12 protein-coding genes are annotated in these 17,500 nt (G+C 68.2%); 6 read left to right on the forward strand and 6 right to left on the reverse strand.

Going from position 1 to position 17,500, the window contains the following annotated elements; genetic code table 11:
• Positions 1-69 precede the first annotated feature (69 nt).
• The 3 genes from HEP75_RS13320 to HEP75_RS13330 are packed head-to-tail and all read left to right on the forward strand — an operon-like array spanning position 70 to position 5,189.
• Entirely contained in the window at positions 70-729 is a 660-nt protein-coding gene (locus HEP75_RS13320; protein ID WP_185823849.1) for a TetR/AcrR family transcriptional regulator, read from the forward strand.
• Entirely contained in the window at positions 726-2,003 is a 1,278-nt protein-coding gene (locus HEP75_RS13325; RefSeq protein ID WP_185823850.1) for an efflux RND transporter periplasmic adaptor subunit, read from the forward strand. The genes HEP75_RS13320 and HEP75_RS13325 overlap by 4 nt, the downstream gene beginning before the upstream one ends.
• 12 nt (positions 2,004-2,015) lie before the next feature.
• Positions 2,016-5,189 (forward strand): multidrug efflux RND transporter permease subunit, encoded by a 3,174-nt coding sequence (locus HEP75_RS13330; protein WP_185816210.1) that lies wholly within the window; start codon positions 2,016-2,018, stop codon positions 5,187-5,189.
• A 305-nt stretch (positions 5,190-5,494) separates the two neighbouring features.
• Here the strand turns inward: HEP75_RS13330 and HEP75_RS13335 are convergent, their stop codons facing one another.
• Complete coding sequence (locus tag HEP75_RS13335; RefSeq protein WP_185823851.1) at positions 5,495-6,676, reverse strand: acyl-CoA dehydrogenase family protein; 1,182 nt, start codon at positions 6,674-6,676, stop codon at positions 5,495-5,497.
• Positions 6,677-6,769: 93 nt separating this feature from the next.
• Between HEP75_RS13335 and HEP75_RS13340 the strand changes: the two genes are divergently transcribed.
• The 3 genes from HEP75_RS13340 to metH all read left to right on the forward strand — a co-directional run bounded on the left by HEP75_RS13340 (position 6,770) and on the right by metH (position 11,733).
• Positions 6,770-7,753, forward strand: a complete 984-nt coding sequence (locus HEP75_RS13340) for a metalloregulator ArsR/SmtB family transcription factor (RefSeq protein WP_185816208.1) — start codon at positions 6,770-6,772, stop codon at positions 7,751-7,753.
• Entirely contained in the window at positions 7,750-8,868 is a 1,119-nt protein-coding gene (locus HEP75_RS13345) for a homocysteine S-methyltransferase family protein (protein ID WP_185823852.1), read from the forward strand. The genes HEP75_RS13340 and HEP75_RS13345 overlap by 4 nt, the downstream gene beginning before the upstream one ends.
• A gap of 117 nt (positions 8,869-8,985) precedes the next feature.
• Entirely contained in the window at positions 8,986-11,733 is a 2,748-nt protein-coding gene (gene metH / locus HEP75_RS13350; protein WP_185823853.1) for a methionine synthase, read from the forward strand.
• 365 nt (positions 11,734-12,098) lie between these two features.
• Here metH and HEP75_RS13355 read toward each other — a convergent pair whose 3' ends face one another.
• From HEP75_RS13355 to HEP75_RS13375, 5 genes are read right to left on the reverse strand one after another with little or no spacing between them, the layout of a single operon-like run.
• Entirely contained in the window at positions 12,099-12,932 is an 834-nt protein-coding gene (locus tag HEP75_RS13355; RefSeq protein WP_255423854.1) for a transporter, read from the reverse strand.
• A gap of 38 nt (positions 12,933-12,970) precedes the next feature.
• A complete protein-coding gene (locus tag HEP75_RS13360; protein WP_185823854.1) occupies positions 12,971-15,100 on the reverse strand; it encodes an acyltransferase family protein in 2,130 nt (709 codons plus the stop codon).
• Positions 15,101-15,117: 17 nt separating this feature from the next.
• Complete coding sequence (locus HEP75_RS13365) at positions 15,118-15,894, reverse strand: DUF2058 family protein (protein ID WP_185823855.1); 777 nt, start codon at positions 15,892-15,894, stop codon at positions 15,118-15,120.
• A gap of 21 nt (positions 15,895-15,915) precedes the next feature.
• Positions 15,916-16,152 (reverse strand): SlyX family protein, encoded by a 237-nt coding sequence (locus HEP75_RS13370; RefSeq protein WP_003481221.1) that lies wholly within the window; start codon positions 16,150-16,152, stop codon positions 15,916-15,918.
• Positions 16,142-17,485 carry a UDP-glucose/GDP-mannose dehydrogenase family protein gene (locus HEP75_RS13375; RefSeq protein WP_185823856.1) on the reverse strand — a complete coding sequence of 448 codons (1,344 nt, stop codon included), beginning with the start codon at positions 17,483-17,485 and terminating at the stop codon, positions 16,142-16,144. Before HEP75_RS13375 ends, HEP75_RS13370 begins: the two co-directional genes overlap by 11 nt.
• Between the last annotated feature and the right edge of the window lie 15 nt (positions 17,486-17,500).

Genomic DNA, 17,500 nt, shown 5'->3' on the forward strand with positions numbered 1-17,500 from the left:
CTTGTCGCGATCGGCGCGCCGATGTCAAGGCTGTTCCAATTCTAAACTGGACGGTATAGTCCACATTCAATGACCGCCTCCCCTGCCCCGTCCCGCCTGCCTCAGGCGCGCGATCAGCGCGTGTACGCCGCCGTGCGCGAACTGTTGGCCGAAGCCGGCATGCGCCTGAGCATGGATGCGGTGGCCGCCCGCGCCGGCTGCTCCAAGCAGACCCTGTACAGCCGCTACCGCAGCAAGCAGGACTTGCTGCAGCGGGTGATGCAGGACCATACCGAACTGAGCGCCACGCACCTGGGTCCGGCGCAGGGCGAACTGCGCGGCAGCCTGCTGCGCTTCGCCCGCGAGTACCTGGAGCAGCTGTCCGAGCCGAGCGTGCTGCAGAGCTGCCAGCTGATCGCGGCCGAATCGCGGCATTTCCCCGAGCAGGTCCGCGCGCTGTTCCGCGACAGCGCCGAGGCGCTGATGCAGCGCCTGAGCGAGCGCCTGCAACTGGCGGTGGCCGCCGGCCAGCTGCGCCATGACGATCCGCACTTCATGGCCGAACTGCTGTTGAGCATGATCGTCGGGATGGATTTCGAGCGCCAACGCTTCCATACCGCCCATCGCAGCGACGCCGCCGCGCAGCGCGCCTGGGCCGAATTCGCCGTCGACGGTTTCCTGCGCGCGTTCGCCGCGCCCCCTGCCCCTTCCCTTTCGTTTTCGACACCAGACCGGAGTACCACCCGATGACCTCCCCGTTGCGTTCTCTCGCCCTGGCCTGCGCCGTCGTGGTGGTGTTGGCGTCCTGCAAGAAACAAGAAGAACAGCAGGCCATGCCGCCGCCGGAAGTGGGCGTGTTGGAAGCCAAGCCGCAGACGCTGCCGTTGCAGCGCGACATGGTCGGGCGCCTGTCCGCCTACCGCAGCGCCGACGTGCGCGCCCGCGTGGCCGGGGTGCTGGAAAAGCGCCTGTACACCGAAGGCACCGACGTGAAGGAAGGCCAGCCGCTGTTCCAGATCGATCCGGCGCCGCTGCGCGCCTCGCTGGCGTCGGCGCAGGGCCAGCTGGCCGCGGCCGAGGCCACCTACGCCAACGCCAAGGTCGCCGCCACCCGCGCGCGCAGCCTGGCGCCGCAGGCCTACGTGTCCAAGTCCGACCTGGACACCGCCGAGGCCACCGAACGCACCTCGGCCGCGTCGGTGCAGCAGGCGCGCGCCGCGGTGGACACCGCACGCATCAACCTGGGCTACGCCACCGTCACCGCGCCGATCGCCGGCCGCGCCGGCAAGCAGCAGGTCACCGAAGGCGCGCTGGTCGGCCAGGGCGACACCACCCTGCTGACCACGATCGACCAGCTCGACCCGCTGTACGTGAACTTCTCGATGAGTTCGGACGAACTGGCGCAGCTGCGCCAGGCGCAGACCCAGGGCAACGTGGCGCTGAACGACGAGGGCAAGTCGACCGTGCAGGTCAAGCTCGGCGACGGCAGCGTCTATGCCCAGTCCGGCACGCTGGACTTCTCCGATACCGCGGTCGATCCGAGCACCGGCTCGGTGACCCTGCGCGCCCTGCTGCCCAATCCGGACCGGGTGCTGCTGCCCGGCGCGTTCGTCAGCTTCGCCGCCAACCTGGGCCAGCGCAACAACGCCTACCTGATCCCGCAGGAAGCGATCCAGCGCGACGCCAAGGGCGCCTATGCGCTGGTGGTCGGCAAGGACGGCAAGGTGCTGCGCAAGGACGTGGTCACGGTCGGCCAGCAGGAAGGCAAGTGGATCGTCGGTTCCGGCCTGGCCGCCGGCGACCAGGTCATCGTCTCCGGCCTGCAGAAGGCCAAGGAAGGCGCGCCGGCCAAGGCCACGCCGTGGACCCCGGGCGCTCCGAGCCAGGCCCCGGGCGGCGCCGCGCCGCAGGGCCAGGCGCCCGCTGGCGCCGCGCCGCAGGACAAGGCCGCCGGCCAACCGCAGGGCGCAGCGAGCGGCGACACGCCGGCCGCCGCGGCCGATTCCAAGCCCGAGCAGCAGTAACGGACCCCCGCCATGCCTAAGTTCTTCATCGAACACCCGGTCTTCGCCTGGGTGGTGGCGATCCTGATCTCGCTCAGCGGCGTGATCGCCATCCTCAACCTCGGCGTCGAATCCTATCCCTCGATCGCGCCGCCGCAGGTCACCGTCACCGCGACCTACCCCGGCGCCAGCGCCGACACCACCGAGCGCTCGGTCACCCAGGTGATCGAGCAGCAGCTGACCGGCATCGATCACCTGCTGTACTTCAGCTCCTCGTCCTCCTCCAGCGGCACCGCCACCGTCACCCTGACCTTCGAGACCGGCACCAATGCCGACATCGCCCAGGTGCAGGTGCAGAACAAGGTGTCGCTGGCGACGCCGCGCCTGCCCTCGGAAGTGACCGCGCAGGGCGTGGTGGTGGCCAAGGCCAACGCCGGCTTCCTCAGCGTGATCGCGCTGCGTTCGGACAACCCGTCGATCGACCGCAGCGCGCTCAACGACATCGTCGGCTCGCGCGTGCTGGAGCAGATCTCGCGCGTGCCCGGCGTCGGCAGCACCCAGCAGTTCGGCGCCGAATACGCGATGGACATCTGGCTGAACCCGGAAAAGCTGCAGGGCTATCACCTGTCGCCGAGCCAGGTGTACAACGCGATCAGCGCGCAGAACGTGCAGTTCGCCGCCGGCTCGATCGGTTCGGATCCGGCCCCGTCCGGGCAGTCGTTCACCGCCACGGTCACCGCCGAAGGCCGCTTCAGTTCGCCCGAGCAGTTCGAGAACATCATCCTGCGCGCGGACGGCAACGGCAGCGTGGTGCGCCTGAAGGACGTGGCGCGGGTCGCGTTCGGCCCGACCAGCTTCGGCTTCGACACCCAGTACAACGGTAAGCCGACCGGCGCGTTCGCGATCCAGCTGCTGCCCGGCGCCAATGCGCTGAGCGTGTCCGAGGCGGTCAAGGCCAAGATGGACGAGCTGCAGCCGAGCTTCCCGCAGGGCGTGAGCTGGTTCACCCCGTACGAAAGCACCACCTTCGTGCGCATCTCGATCGAGGAAGTGGTTAAGACCCTGGCCGAAGCGATCGTGCTGGTGTTCCTGGTGATGCTGGTGTTCCTGCAGAACTTCCGCGCCACCATCATCCCTACCCTGGTGATCCCGGTGGCGCTGCTGGGCACCTTCCTGGGCATGTGGGTGATCGGCTTCACCATCAACCAGCTGACCCTGTTCGCGATGGTGCTGGCGATCGGCATCGTGGTCGACGATGCGATCGTGGTGATCGAGAACGTCGAACGCATCATGTCCGAAGAGCACCTGGCGCCGAAGGCGGCCACGCAGAAGGCGATGACCCAGATCACCGGCGCGGTGGTGGCGATCACCGTGGTGCTGGCGGCGGTGTTCATCCCCTCGGCGATGCAGCCCGGCGCGGCCGGCGCGATCTACAAGCAGTTCGCGATCACCATCGCCATGGCGATGGGGTTCTCGGCGTTCCTGGCGCTGAGCTTTACTCCGGCGTTGTGCGCGGCGTTCCTGAAGGCCACCCACAACGAGAACCCGAACTGGGTGTACCGCAACTTCAACAAGTACTACGACAAGCTGGCCAACCGCTACGTCGGCGCGGTCGGCGGCACCATTCGCCGCGCGCCGCGCTGGATGGCGGTGTTCGCGTTGCTGGTGGTGCTGTGCGGCTTCCTGTTCACGCGCATGCCCGGCAGCTTCCTGCCCGAGGAAGACCAGGGCTTCGCGCTGGCGATCGTGCAGTTGCCGCCGGGCGCCACGGTCGGCCGCACCAACGAGGTGTTCGCGCAGATGCGCGGCGTGCTGCAGCAGCAGCCGGCCGTGGAAGGCATGCTGCAGGTGGCCGGCTTCAGCTTCCTGGGCCGCGGCGAGAACGTCGGCATGGGCTTCATCCGGCTCAAGCCGTGGGCCGACCGCGACGTCACCGCCACCGACCTGATCCAGCAGTTGAACGGGATGTTCTACGGCATCAAGGGCGCGCAGATCTTCGTGGTCAACCTGCCCACGGTGAACGGGCTGGGCCAGTTCGGCGGCTTCGACATGTGGCTGCAGGACCGCACCGGCGCCGGCGAGGAGGCGCTGACCCAGGCGCGCAACATCCTGCTCGGCAAGGCCGCCGCGCGCCAGGATGCGCTGGCCGGGGTACGCCCCAACGGCCTGGAGAACGCGCCGCAGCTGCAGCTGAGCGTGGACCGGGTGCAGGCGCAGTCGATGGGCCTGTCGGTCAGCGACATCTACCAGTCGATCCAGATGATGCTGGCGCCGGTGTACGTCAACGACTTCTTCTACGAAGGCCGCATCAAGCGCGTCAACATGCAGGCCGACGCGCCGTTCCGCACCGGCCCGGAGTCGCTGCGCAACTTCTACGTGCCCAGCAGCAGCGCCACCGACAGCGACGGCCTGCCGCAGATGATCCCGTTGAGCACGGTGGTGAAGTCGAACTGGATCTACAGCTCGCCGTCGCTGAGCCGCTACAACGGCTACTCGGCGGTCAACGTGGTCGGCAACCCGGCCCCGGGCGGCAGTTCCGGCCAGGCGATGAGCGCGATGGAGGAGATCGTCAACAACGACCTGCCGCCGGGCTTCGGCTTCGACTGGAGCGGCATGTCGTACCAGGAGATCATCGCCGGCAACAGCGCCACGCTGCTGCTGGTGCTGTCGATCGTGGTGGTGTTCCTGTGCCTGGCGGCGCTGTACGAGAGCTGGTCGATCCCGGTCTCGGTATTGCTGGTGGTGCCGATCGGCGTGCTCGGCGCGATCACCTTCTCGCTGCTGCGCGGCCTGCCGAACGATATCTACTTCAAGATCGGCATGATCACGGTGATCGGCCTGGCGGCGAAGAACGCGATCCTGATCGTGGAGTTCGCGGTGGAGCAGCGCGCGGCGGGCAAGACCCTGCGCGAAGCGGCCACCGAGGCGGCGCACCTGCGCTTCCGTCCGATCCTGATGACCTCGTTCGCGTTCATCCTCGGCGTGCTGCCGATGGCGATCTCCACCGGCGCCGGCGCCAACGCGCGCCACTCGATCGGCACCGGCGTGATCGGCGGCATGGTGTTCGCCACCCTGCTCGGCGTGCTGTTCATCCCGCTGTTCTTCGTGGTGGTGCGGCGCATGCTCGGCGACAAGCTGGACGAGCCGTCGAAGGAATACGTGGCGATCCAGCAGGAAGGGCAGAACCGGAACCAGCCGGACAGGTGAGGAGCCGGGATTGGGGAGTGGGGATTCGGGATTGGATCTCCACGCCTTGCACACCCCGCGCTTCATCGCTACAAAAAAGCGGCCGCAAGGCCGCTTTTTTGTTGGTCGGATTTCGGCAGGACGGTTCGGGGCGCGAGCCTCTAGTGAAAAGCCTTGGCGACGTCACAGGGCTTCCACCCCGATGCACTCCGGTTGGAACCCACCATTATCCTCCCGCAAAAAAAGCGGCCTTGCGGCCGCTTCTTCGTGTTCCTCACCGGATCAGGAACTGGCGAATCCCCAATCCCGAATCCCCAATCCCGGCCTCAGCGCAACCCGGTCTCGTTGCGGGCAATCACCAAGCGCTGGATTTCAGACGTGCCTTCGTAGATCTCGGTAATCTTGGCATCGCGGAAATAGCGCTCCAGCGGCATTTCCTTCGAGTAGCCCATGCCGCCATGGATCTGCACCGCCTGGTGGGTGATCCACATCGCCGCTTCGGACGCGGTCAGCTTGGCCACCGAGGCCTCGGTGGTGAAGCGCTGGCCCTGCCCCTTCACCCATGCCGCGCGCAGCGTCAGCAACAGCGACGCGTCGAGCTTGCACTTCATGTCGGCGATCTTGGCCTGGGTCATCTGGAACGCGCCGATCGGCGAGCCGAACGCCTTGCGCTCCTTCACGTAGTCCAGGGTGGCCTGGTAGGCGGCGCGGGCGATGCCGATCGCCTGCGAGGCGATGCCGATGCGGCCGGCGTCGAGCACGCTCATCGCGATCTTGAAGCCCTCGCCCGGCGCGCCCAGCACCTCGTCCGGGGTCGCGACGTAATCCTGGAACTCGATCTCGCAGGTGGCCGAAGCGCGGATGCCGAGCTTGGGCTCGGTCTTGCCACGATGGAAGCCGGGCTTGTCGGTGTCGATCACGAACGCGGTGATGCCGCGCGAACCCTGCTCCGGATCGGTGACCGCGAACAGCACGATGTACTTGGCGACCGGGCCGGAGGTGATCCAGCTCTTCTTGCCGTTGACCACGAAGCTACCGTCGTCCTGGCGCACCGCCCGGCACCGCATCGCGGTGGCGTCGGAGCCGGACTGCGGCTCGGTCAGCGCGAACGCGCCGATGTGGCTGCCGTCGGCGATCGCACGCACGTACTTCTGCTTCTGCGCCTCGTTGCCGTTCTTCAGGATGCCGGCGCAGAACAGCGAGTTGTTGACCGACACGATGGTGGAATGGGCGGCGTCGCCGGCGGCGATCTCGACCATCGCCAGCACGTAGGCGATCGGGTCCATGCCGGCACCGCCGTACTCCTCCGGCACCTCGATGCCCATCAGGCCGTTCTCGCCGAGCAGGCGGATGTTCTCCAGCGGGAACTCGCCGGTGCGGTCGTGATGCTCGGCGCTCGGGGCGATCCGTTCCTGGGCGATGCGTCGCGCCACGTCCTGGATCATCAATTGTTCTTCAGTAAAGCTGAAATCCACGTAGAACCCCTCCCGGGCTGTCTGGTGCGCCATTGTAGCCACCCAGACCATACGCAGGCGTGTGCACGACTTGACCCGATCGGCCCGCGGGACCAGAATATCTCTATATCGCGATAGGAAGATATTATGGATCTGGAGGACTGGTCGACCCGGCTGAAGGTGTTCGCCGATGCGACCCGGGTGCGCCTGCTGGCATTGCTGGAGCAGGAAGAGCTGACCGTAGCCGAGCTGTCGGCGATCACCCGGCTGGCGCAACCGCGCGTGTCCACCCACCTGGCCAAGCTGAAGGAGGCCGGGCTGGTGCGCGACCGCCGCGCCGGCGTGTCGGCCTACTACCGCTTCGACGAGGCGCAGCTGGACCCGGCGCAGCGCGCGCTGTGGCTGGCGCTGAGCACCGGCAGCGACGATCCGCTGCTGCGCCAGGACGCCGAGCGCGTGGCCGCGGTGCTGGCCAATCGCGCCGCCGACCAGAACTGGGCCGATTCGGTGGCCGGCGACATGGAACGCCACTACTCGCCCGGGCGCACCTGGGAAGCGCTGGCACGCACCGCGTTGCCGCTGCTGGAAACCGGCGATGTGCTCGACATCGCCTCCGGCGACGGCGTGCTGGCCGAACTGGTGGCCCCGCATGCGCGCCGCTACGTGTGCATCGACACCAGCGCACGGGTGGTGGCCGCGGCCAGCGAACGCCTGCGCCGCCTGAGCAACGTGGAAGTACGCGAAGGCGACATGCACGCGCTGCCGTTCGCCGATGCCAGCTTCGACCTGGTGGTGATGATGCACGCGCTGACCTACGCGGCCAAGCCGGCGCAGGCGGTGGCCGAGTCGGCGCGGGTGCTGCGCCCCGGCGGGCGCCTGCTGCTGTGCAGCCTCGCCCGCCACGAACACAAGGCCGCGGTGCAGGCCTACGGCCACGTCAACCTGGGCTTCGCCTCCAAGGAGCTGCGCAAGTTCGTCGACAAGGCCGGACTGGACGTGTCCAGCCTGGAAACCGTGACCCGCGAAAAGCGGCCGCCGCACTTCGAGGTGATTTCGTTGATTGCGGTGAAGCCGGGATTCGGGAATGGGGATTCGGAAATCGCAAAGGCAAAAGCAGGAGCAAGCGAATGAGCATCTCTTACGGTTCTTCTCAGTCCCAGATTCCCTGGCTGCATCCGCAGCGCACGCAAAAGCTGTTGCAGGCGCTGTCCGAACGCATCCTGATCATCGATGGCGCGATGGGCACCATGATCCAGCGCCACGACCTGCAGGAGGCCGACTACCGCGGCGAGCGTTTCGCCGACGGCTACGACGGCGCGCACGTGCACGGACCCGGCTGCGACCACGCGCCGCAGGGCCATGATCTGAAGGGCAACAACGACCTGTTGCTGCTGTCGCGGCCGGAAGTCATCGCCGGCATCCATCGCGCCTATCTCGACGCCGGCGCCGACCTGCTGGAAACCAACACCTTCAACGCCACCTCGATCAGCCAGGCCGACTACCACCTGGAACACCTGGTCTACGAATTGAACAAGGCCGGCGCGCAGGTCGCGCGCGACTGCTGCGACGCGGTCGAGGCACTCACCCCGGACAAGCCGCGCTTCGTCATCGGCGTGCTCGGCCCGACCAGCCGCACCGCCTCGATCAGCCCCGACGTCAACGATCCCGGCTTCCGCAACACCAGCTTCGACGAGCTGCGCGGCACCTATCGCGAAGCGGTCGAAGGCCTGATCGACGGCGGCGCCGACACGCTGATGGTGGAAACCATCTTCGACACGCTCAACGCCAAGGCGGCGCTGTACGCGATCGAGGAAGTGTTCGACGCGCGCGGCGGGCGCCTGCCGGTGATGATCTCCGGCACCATCACCGACGCCTCCGGGCGCACCCTGTCCGGGCAGACCGCCGAAGCGTTCTACGCCTCGGTCGCGCACGGCCGGCCGCTGTCGGTGGGGCTGAACTGCGCGCTCGGCGCCAGCGACCTGCGCCCGCACGTGGAGACCCTGGCGCGGATCGCCGACGGCTACGTCAGCGCGCACCCCAACGCCGGCCTGCCCAACGCCTTCGGCGAGTACGACGAGACCCCTGAGGAAATGGCGGCGACGCTGAAGGAGTTCGCCGAATCCGGCCTGCTCAACCTGGTCGGCGGCTGCTGCGGCACCACCCCGGCGCATATCCAGGCGATCGCCGAGGCGGTGCGCGGGCTGCGTCCGCGCACGCCGCTGGCGGCGCAGGCACAGGCGGCCTGAGATGCGCGCGCATTCCCTGCCCCTTTACGCATTCGCAGCGCAGGCGCGCCGCATAGCGTGCGCTGCGCCCGCCGGCCGCGCCTGCGCGCCCACTGCAACGATCCTGGAAGACTGACCATGTCCGTCCGCATTACCCGCCTGTCCGGCCTCGAGCCGCTGCTGCTGACCCCGGACCTGCTGTTCGTCAACATCGGCGAGCGCACCAACGTCACCGGCAGCGCGCAGTTCCGCAAGCTGGTCAAGGAAGAGCGCTACGAGGAGGCGGTGGAGGTGGCGCGCCAGCAGGTCGCCAGCGGCGCGCAGATCCTCGACGTCAACATGGACGAGGGCCTGATCGATTCGGAAAAAGCGATGACCCGCTTTCTCAACCTGATCATGTCCGAGCCGGACATCGCGCGCATCCCGATCATGGTCGACTCCTCCAAGTGGAGCGTAATCGAGGCCGGACTGAAATGTTTGCAGGGCAAGAGCGTGGTCAACTCGATCTCGCTGAAGGAAGGCGAGGCGGTGTTCATCGAGCACGCGCGCAAGGTGCTGCGCTACGGCGCCGCCGCAGTAGTGATGGCGTTCGACGAGCAGGGCCAGGCCGACACCTGCGCGCGCAAGGTCGAGATCTGCAGCCGTGCGTACAAGGTGCTGACCGAGCAGGTCGGTTTCCCGCCGGAAGACATCATCTTCGACCCGAACATCTTCGCCGTGGCCACCGGCATCGAGGAGCACGACAACTACGCGGTGGACTTCATCGAGGCCACCCGCATCATCCGCAAGACCCTGCCGCATTGCCATGTGTCCGGCGGCGTGTCCAACGTGTCGTTCTCGTTCCGCGGCAACGAGACCGTGCGCCAGGCGATCCACTCGGTGTTCCTGTACCACGCGATCGCCGCGGGCATGGACATGGGCATCGTCAACGCCGGCGGCATGCCGATCTACGACGACCTGGACCCCGACCTGCGCGAGCGCGTGGAGGACGTGATCCTCAACCGCCGCCGCGACGGCACCGAGCGCCTGCTGGAGATCGCCGAGCGCTACAAGGGCAAGAAGGGCCAGAGCAGCGTCGAGGACCTGGCATGGCGCGAAAAGCCGGTGCGCGCGCGGCTGGCGCACGCGCTGGTGCACGGCGTGGACGCCTACGTGGAACTCGATACCGAGGAAGCGCGGCAGCTGTCCACGCGTCCGCTGGACGTGATCGAAGGCCCGCTGATGGACGGCATGAACGTGGTCGGCGACCTGTTCGGCGCCGGCAAGATGTTCCTGCCGCAGGTGGTCAAGTCGGCACGGGTGATGAAGAAGGCGGTGGCCTACCTGCTGCCGTACATCGAGGCGGAAAAGCTGCGCACCGGCGACACCGGCAAGTCCAACGGCAAGATCATCATGGCCACGGTCAAGGGCGACGTGCACGACATCGGCAAGAACATCGTCGGCGTGGTCCTGGCCTGCAACAACTTCGACGTGATCGACCTGGGGGTGATGGTGCCGACCCAGACCATCCTCGACCGTGCGCGCGCCGAGAACGCCGACATCATCGGCCTGTCCGGGCTGATCACCCCGTCGCTGGAGGAGATGAGCCACGTCGCCCGCGAGATGCAGCGGCAGGGCTTCTCGATGCCGCTGCTGATCGGCGGCGCCACCACCTCGCGCGCGCACACCGCGCTGAAGATCGACCCGCACTACGGCGCGCCGACGGTGTGGGTCAAGGACGCCTCGCGCGCGGTCGGCGTGGCCCAGTCGCTGATCTCCAAGGATCTGCGCGCCGCGTTCGTCGCCGCCAACGACGCCGACTACGCCGAGATCCGCCAGCGTCACAAGAACCGTGGCGACGCCAAGCGCCTGGTGTCGCTGGAGAAGGCGCGCGCGCAGCGCTTCGACGGCGGCTGGGACACCTACACGCCGCCGGTGCCGAAGCAGCCGGGCCTGCACGTGTTCGACGACTATCCGCTGCCCGAGCTGATCGAGCTGATCGACTGGACCCCGTTCTTCCAGGCCTGGGAACTGGCCGGCAAGTTTCCGGCGATCCTCAGCGACGCGGTCGTCGGCAGCCAGGCCAGCGAGCTGTACCGCGACGCGCGCGCGATGCTCAAGCGCATCGTCGCCGAGAAGTGGCTGACCGCCAAGGCGGTGTTCGGGCTGTGGCCGGCGAATGCGGTGGGAGATGATGTCGTGGTCCTGACGGACCGGGAATCGGGAACCGGGAATGGGGAATCGGGCGACGACGCTCCGGCTTTCGACCATTCCCGATTCTCCATTCCCCATTCCCTGCATTTCCTCCGCCAACAAGTCGACAAACCCGTCGAGCGCCCCGATTTCTGCCTGGCCGATTTCATCGCGCCCAGGGACAGCGGCAAGCAGGACTGGATCGGGGCGTTCGCGGTCACCGCGGGCATCGGCATCGAGCCGCACGTGGCGCGCTTCGAGGCCGAGCACGACGACTACAACGCGATCCTGCTCAAGGCGCTGGCCGATCGCCTGGCCGAGGCCCTGGCCGAGCGCCTGCACCAGCGCGTGCGCCGCGAATTCTGGGGCTATGTCGCCGACGAGGCGCTGGACAACGAGGCGCTGATCGCCGAGAAGTACCGCGGCATCCGCCCTGCCCCCGGCTATCCGGCCTGCCCCGAGCACAGCGAGAAGAAGACCCTGTTCGCGCTGCTCGACGCAGAACGCCATGCTGGCATGTCGCTGACCGAAAGCTTCGCGATGCTGCCGACCGCGGCGGTGTCCGGCTACTACTTCAGCCACCCGCAGAGCCAGTATTTCGTGGTCGGGCGGCTGACCAAGGAACAGGTCGCCGACTACGCACGGCGCAAGGGCGTGCCGCTGCTGCAGGCCGAGCGCTGGCTAGCCTCGAACCTGGACTACGATCCGGAGTGAGGGGCGTAGGTCCCTCTCCCACCGGGACGCATGCCACGCAGTGTTTCCTTCTCCCATCAGGAGAAGGTGGCCCGCCGGGGCGGATGAGGGTACGGGCGAAGCCTCGCGTACCCAAACTCAGCGAGACGCTGCGCGCCGCACCCTCACCCCAACCCCTCTCCCGACGGGAGAGGGGCAGCGGCTGTTCCTTCTCCCATCGGGAGAAGGTGGCCCGAAGGGGCGGATGAGGGTACGGGCGCAGCCTCGCATACCCAACTCAGCGAGACGCTTCGCGGGCGCAGCCTCGCATACCTAAACTCAGCGAGACGCTGCGCGCCGCACCCTCACCCCAACCCCTCTCCCGCAGGGACAGGGGCTAACTGCGCTCAGCGCAGCAGCACCGATACGCCGAGTCCGCCCTGCCAATCCGAGGTCGGCGCGGACAAGCCGCGCAGCACCGACAGGTCCAGTTGCACGCGCTGGGCGATCAGCCAGGTCAGCCCGGTGCCGAGCGCGCGCATCTCGTCCTCGCCGCCGCCGATGCCGGCTTCGGCATAGGCGCTGAGGTTGCCCTGCGCGTAGAACGTGTAGCTCGGCGACACGGTCCAGCCGTGGCCGTCGTCGCTGTCGCTGAGGTTGGCGTACAGCGCGACATTGCGGCCGCCGTCCAGGTCCCAGCCGGCGCTGACGCCGAGGTCGTAGCGATGCCCGTCGTCGCCGTACGGCGCGCGTCCCACCGGCACGGCGGCGGTGCCGAGCACGGCCCAGGAAAACGTGTCGCGCGTGCTCGGCAAGGCCCATTTCAACCCGACGCTGGCATCGCCGCCGCCATGCCCGCGGAAATCCTGGCCGGTGCCGCGCACGCGCTGCCAGACCTGGCTGTCAATGGCCAATTGCAGTTCCGCCTGCGCGCTCAGGCCGATCCGCAGCCGGCTGTCGGCCACATATTCGGTACTGCGCACACCGCCGCTGCGGTCGTAGCTCACGTCCGACAGCGCCTGCTCCCAGGCGACGCCGCCGGCCGGCAGGGTCTGCGATGCGAAGCCGATGCCGGGGCGGTCGAATGCCGGCGCATCGTCGGCATGGGCGACGCCTGTTGCACCCAGGCCGCCGAGCAGGACCGGCGCGCAACGGATCAGCGCCGCCGCACGACGCCTCGCGTACACGCCGTGGATACGAACGCACGCGCGCATCCGCGCGGCGGGAATGCCTGTACTCATGGGCTGTTTGCCTCCGGAACCTTGGGCGACGCCGCCGCTCACGGCGTCGTGCCCGATTCTGCCTGCACTGCCTTGAAGTGCGCCGTGAAGCTCGGCAACAGCAGCCGATTGCCGTAGCCGCTGAGGTGATCGGCATCGAAGAACAGCGGGTGTCCGTCGCGCATGCCGGCGCAACGCTGCGGCTCGCACAGCACCGGCAACGGGTCCCAGACCGACGCATGCGGCAACCGCGCGGCGATCCGTTGCAGGCTCTGCAGCACCGGCGCACGGTAGCGTTCCATCGTGTCGCGCTGGATCTGCGTGCCGCGCGCGCAGATCGCGTTGCCGCGGTTGAACCAGTCGGAACAGCGGTACGGCGGCGCGCGCAGCAACGGCTTGGGCGCTTCGAACACGATGCGCACGCCGCGCTGCGCCAGCGGCTGCAGCAGCGCGACCGCCGCCTCCTCGCCGGCGGCGCGTACCGCCTGCGCCTGCGCGCTGTCCTGCTCGGCCATCACCGCCGCCTCGTCGAACAGCTCGGTCTGCTCGGCCAGGCGCAGCAGCCGCAGCGCGGGCAGGAACAGCACATCGCCGTCGCGTGCCTGCGCCTGCACGTCGGCCAGGGTGCTGCGCTCGTAGGCCTGGCAACCGGCATGCGTCGCCTGCCAGGCCTGCAGGCCGACGATCGGACAGCCGCCGACGCCGTACAGGCGCACCACCACGCCGCTCTGTAGCGCGAAGCGGCGCAGCAGTTCGTTGTAGGCCAGCGCATGCGAATCGCCGGCGACGAACAGCTGCCCGCCATCGCGGTTATGCAAGTCGCAATCGCCGCGCTCGAACAGCTTGGCGCTGCCGACCTGCAGATCCGCGCGTCCGGTCTTCAGCGTGCAGTGCGGGAACTCCTTGCGCATGCCCTTGGCATACGCGTACCAGTCCAGCGGATGCCGGCTCACCGTGCTCAGCGAGTAATAGCGCTGCGTATCCAGCAACAAAGCATGCGCGCCGGCGGCGAGCAGGATCAGGCCCAGCCCGGCGGCGATGGTGCGTGCAGGGGTGCGCATCCTGCCGATGCGGCCGCTGCGCCACGGCAGTTCCACCCAGCGGTACGACGCGATCGCCAGCACCGCCACCAGCAGCAACGCCAGCGCCTTGGCCAGCGCCGACTCCAGGCCCACGGTCCAGCGGAACAGCACGAAGACCGGCCAATGCCACAGGTACAGCGAATAGGAAACGCGGCCGATCGCCACCACCGCGCGCTGCGACAGCGCCCGCTTGATCCAGCCGGCGGGCGCGCCGTGCAGCAATCCCAGCAATCCCAGAGTGCCCAACACCGGCCACAGGCCATCGGGCCATGGCGAGTACCCGGGGCGCGCACGCCACAATCCGTAACCGACCGCCCCCAGCGCCAGCGCCAACAGCGGCGAACGCCAGTTCCAGGCCGCACGCGGCGCTGGCGCGGCGCCGGCATCGAAGCGCCCGCTCAGCGCCAGCGCCTGGTACAGCAGCACGCCGCTGCCCAGTTGCCAGAAGCGCGCGGTGGTCAGGTAGAACGCATCGCCGGCCTCGCCGCCACCGCGGCTGCGCAGCAGCGCATACGCCAGCGAGCCGGCCGAGGCCAGCGCCACCAGCAGCGTCGACCACACGCGGCCGCGGCCGCCACGGTTCCAGGCCAGGAACAGCAACGGGAACAGCAGATAGAACTGCTCTTCCACGCCCAGCGACCAGGTATGCGTGTACGGATTGAACTCGGCCTTCGGCGAGAAATAATCGTTGCCGGTCGCAGCCAGCACCCAGTTGCTGAGGCCGACGAAGGCCATGCGCCCGGTCTTGGCGCTGGTCTCGCTCAACCAGGAGTCGGGAATGAACAGGCCACTGGCCAGCGCGGTCGCCAGCAGGCACGCCACCAGTGCCGGCGCGATGCGGCGCATGCGCCGCGCATAGAACTGCGCGAACACACTCCAACTGCCGGCCGCGGGCAAGCGCTGCAGCGAGGCGCTGACCACGAAGCCGGAGATCACGAAGAACACGTCGACGCCGGTGAACCCGCCCGGCAGCCAGGCCGGATCTAGGTGGTAGGCAATGACCGCCAGCACCGCGAGCGCGCGCAGTCCGTCGATATACGGCAGATAGCCGCCCGCCGCGTGGGCGGGCGATGACGGGCGCAGGCGCTCGCTCCCTGCGCTCCCCATCCCTGGGAAAGCCATGCTTACCAGACCAGATCGTCGGGGATCTGGTACTTCGGATCGGCGTAGGGATCTTCTTCGGCCGTGGCGTTGGGATCGACCCGCAGCGCCACCGACGCCGGGAAGATCGCCTCGGCCTGATCCAGCAGCGCCGCCGTCACCAGCAGGTAGCGGCCGTTCTGCTGCAGCACGCCCAGCTCGCCGCCATTGAGCGCCTTGAGCTGCTCGGCGGTGACGTAGATGCGCTTGATCTTGCCGCCATAGGGGAAATGGCGGGCGATGTCGGCCTCGGCGTGATTCAGCGCCTGGTCCTTGAGCAGGTCGTCGAGCTTGGCCCGCGCCTCGCGGCGCAGCCGCGCCTGTTCCTGCTTGAGCCGTTCGGCCTCGATGCGCTCGTCCTTCTCGCGCTGCGCACGGATCGCATAGGCCTTGGCCAGATCGATGTCCTCGCGCGTGCGCGGCGGCCGTGCGGCGTGCGGCCGCGCCGGCTGCTGGCCAGGCGCGCCCTGCGGCCTGCCCGCACCCTGCGGACGGCCACGGCCGTCGCCTGCAGGATGCGGACGAGCGGCACCGTCGCCACGCGGACGGCCGGCGCCGTCATGCGCGCGCGCGCCACCAGGCTTGCCGGCGGCGTGCGGGCGTTCGCCACGCGCGCCTGACGGCTTGTGGCCATGCGCCGGATGCTGGCCGGGCCGCCCGCGCGACGGCTGCGCGGGCGTGGCGTTGCGCTCTGGGCGTTCGGGTTTCGGCACAGGCTTGAAGCCCAGGCCCAGCAGCTGGTCGCGGAGGGTATCGCTCATCGTGGCAGGATCGGATCGGTATCAATAATGCGGAGGGGGTGGTTCGTCGGCGGCGTCGGCATACAGCGTGCTGCGCACCTTGCCCAGGTCTTCGAGCAGATGGCGCAGCAGCGTGGCATTGCGTTGGCTTTCGGCACGTGCCTCGGCCAACGCATCGCTGACCTCGGACAGCGCCTGTTCCTGGAAGGACAGGCGCGTCTCCAGCTCGATCAACCGGTTCTCCAGTAGTCGATCCTGGGTGGAGAAATCATGCTTCACTGATCGAACGCCCGCGGCCGATGCCATAGTAAGCGAGACCGAAGGTCTCGATTTCCTGCGGATCGTAGAGATTGCGGCCGTCGAACACCACCGCGTCGCCGAGCAGTTCCTTCATCCGGGTGAAATCCGGGCTGCGGAACTGCTTCCATTCGGTGACCACGACCAGCGCGTCGGCGCCTTCCAGCGCCGCGAAGGCATCCTCGCAGAAGCTCAGGTCGCCGCGTTCGCCGAAGATGCGCTTGGCTTCCTCGGTCGCCTCCGGATCGTAGGCACGCACCGTCGCCCCGGCCTCCCACAGCTGCGCCAGCAGGCGGCGGCTGGACGCGGCGCGCATGTCGTCGGTATTGGGCTTGAACGCCAGGCCCCACACCGCGAAGGTCTTGCCGGCCACGCTCTGGCCGCCGTAGTGGCGCTGGATCAGCTCGTACAGATGGCCCTTCTGCGCCTCGTTGACCGCTTCCACCGCGTCCAGCAGCTTGGCCTCGTGGCCGTACTGCTGCGCGGTGCGCGCCAACGCCTGCACGTCCTTGGGGAAGCACGAGCCGCCGTAGCCGGCGCCCGGGTAGATGAAGTGCCAGCCAATGCGCGGATCCGAGCCGATGCCCTGGCGCACCTTCTCCACGTCGGCGCCGACCCGCTCGGCGATGTTGGCGATCTCGTTCATGAAACTGATCTTGGTCGCCAGCATCGCGTTGGCCGCGTACTTGGTCAGTTCGGCCGAACGCACGTCCATCTCCACGATGCGGTCGTGGTTGCGGTTGAACGGCGCGTACAGGCGGCGCAGGCGCGCGGCGGTGCCCGGCTTGCTGCTGCCGATCACGATGCGGTCCGGACGCATGCAGTCGGCGACGGCGTCGCCTTCCTTCAGGAATTCCGGATTGGACACCACGTCGAACTCGATCGTCTCGCCGCGCTTGTCCAGCTCGGCGGCGATCGCCGCGCGCACCTTGTCGGCGGTCCCGACCGGCACCGTCGACTTGTTGACCACCACGGTCGGTCCCTGGATGTGCTGGCCGATGGTGCGGGCCACTGCGAGGACGTACTGCAGATCGGCGCTACCGTCCTCGTCCGGCGGCGTGCCGACGGCGATGAACACGATATCTCCATGCGCGATGGCGCTGGCCGCGTCGGTGGTGAAGAACAGCCTCCGTGCGGCGTGATTGGCCTTGACCATCGGCGAGAGGCCAGGCTCGTAGATCGGGACCACGCCCTTGTTGAGCCCATCCACTTTGGCTTGGTCGATGTCCACGCACACCACGTGATGGCCTACCTCGGCCAGACAGGTTCCGGTGACAAGCCCGACATAGCCGGTGCCGAATATCGCTACGCGCATGTAATCTCCTTTCGG

The organism is Xanthomonas sp. SI, from assembly GCF_014236855.1.
In the GTDB taxonomy this organism is placed as follows: Bacteria; Pseudomonadota; Gammaproteobacteria; order Xanthomonadales; family Xanthomonadaceae; genus Xanthomonas_A.

What these genes read in the sequence shown, in the direction of transcription:
- HEP75_RS13320 (WP_185823849.1), top strand. Translation starts at nt 70, where the DNA reads ATGACCGCCTCCCCTGCCCCGTCCCGCCTGCCTCAGGCGCGCGATCAG.
- HEP75_RS13325 (WP_185823850.1), top strand. Translation starts at nt 726, where the DNA reads ATGACCTCCCCGTTGCGTTCTCTCGCCCTGGCCTGCGCCGTCGTGGTG.
- HEP75_RS13330 (WP_185816210.1), top strand. Translation starts at nt 2,016, where the DNA reads ATGCCTAAGTTCTTCATCGAACACCCGGTCTTCGCCTGGGTGGTGGCG.
- HEP75_RS13335 (WP_185823851.1), bottom strand. Translation starts at nt 6,676, where the DNA reads ATGGCGCACCAGACAGCCCGGGAGGGGTTCTACGTGGATTTCAGCTTT.
- HEP75_RS13340 (WP_185816208.1), top strand. Translation starts at nt 6,770, where the DNA reads ATGGATCTGGAGGACTGGTCGACCCGGCTGAAGGTGTTCGCCGATGCG.
- HEP75_RS13345 (WP_185823852.1), top strand. Translation starts at nt 7,750, where the DNA reads ATGAGCATCTCTTACGGTTCTTCTCAGTCCCAGATTCCCTGGCTGCAT.
- metH (WP_185823853.1), top strand. Translation starts at nt 8,986, where the DNA reads ATGTCCGTCCGCATTACCCGCCTGTCCGGCCTCGAGCCGCTGCTGCTG.
- HEP75_RS13355 (WP_255423854.1), bottom strand. Translation starts at nt 12,932, where the DNA reads ATGAGTACAGGCATTCCCGCCGCGCGGATGCGCGCGTGCGTTCGTATC.
- HEP75_RS13360 (WP_185823854.1), bottom strand. Translation starts at nt 15,100, where the DNA reads ATGGGGAGCGCAGGGAGCGAGCGCCTGCGCCCGTCATCGCCCGCCCAC.
- HEP75_RS13365 (WP_185823855.1), bottom strand. Translation starts at nt 15,894, where the DNA reads ATGAGCGATACCCTCCGCGACCAGCTGCTGGGCCTGGGCTTCAAGCCT.
- HEP75_RS13375 (WP_185823856.1), bottom strand. Translation starts at nt 17,485, where the DNA reads ATGCGCGTAGCGATATTCGGCACCGGCTATGTCGGGCTTGTCACCGGA.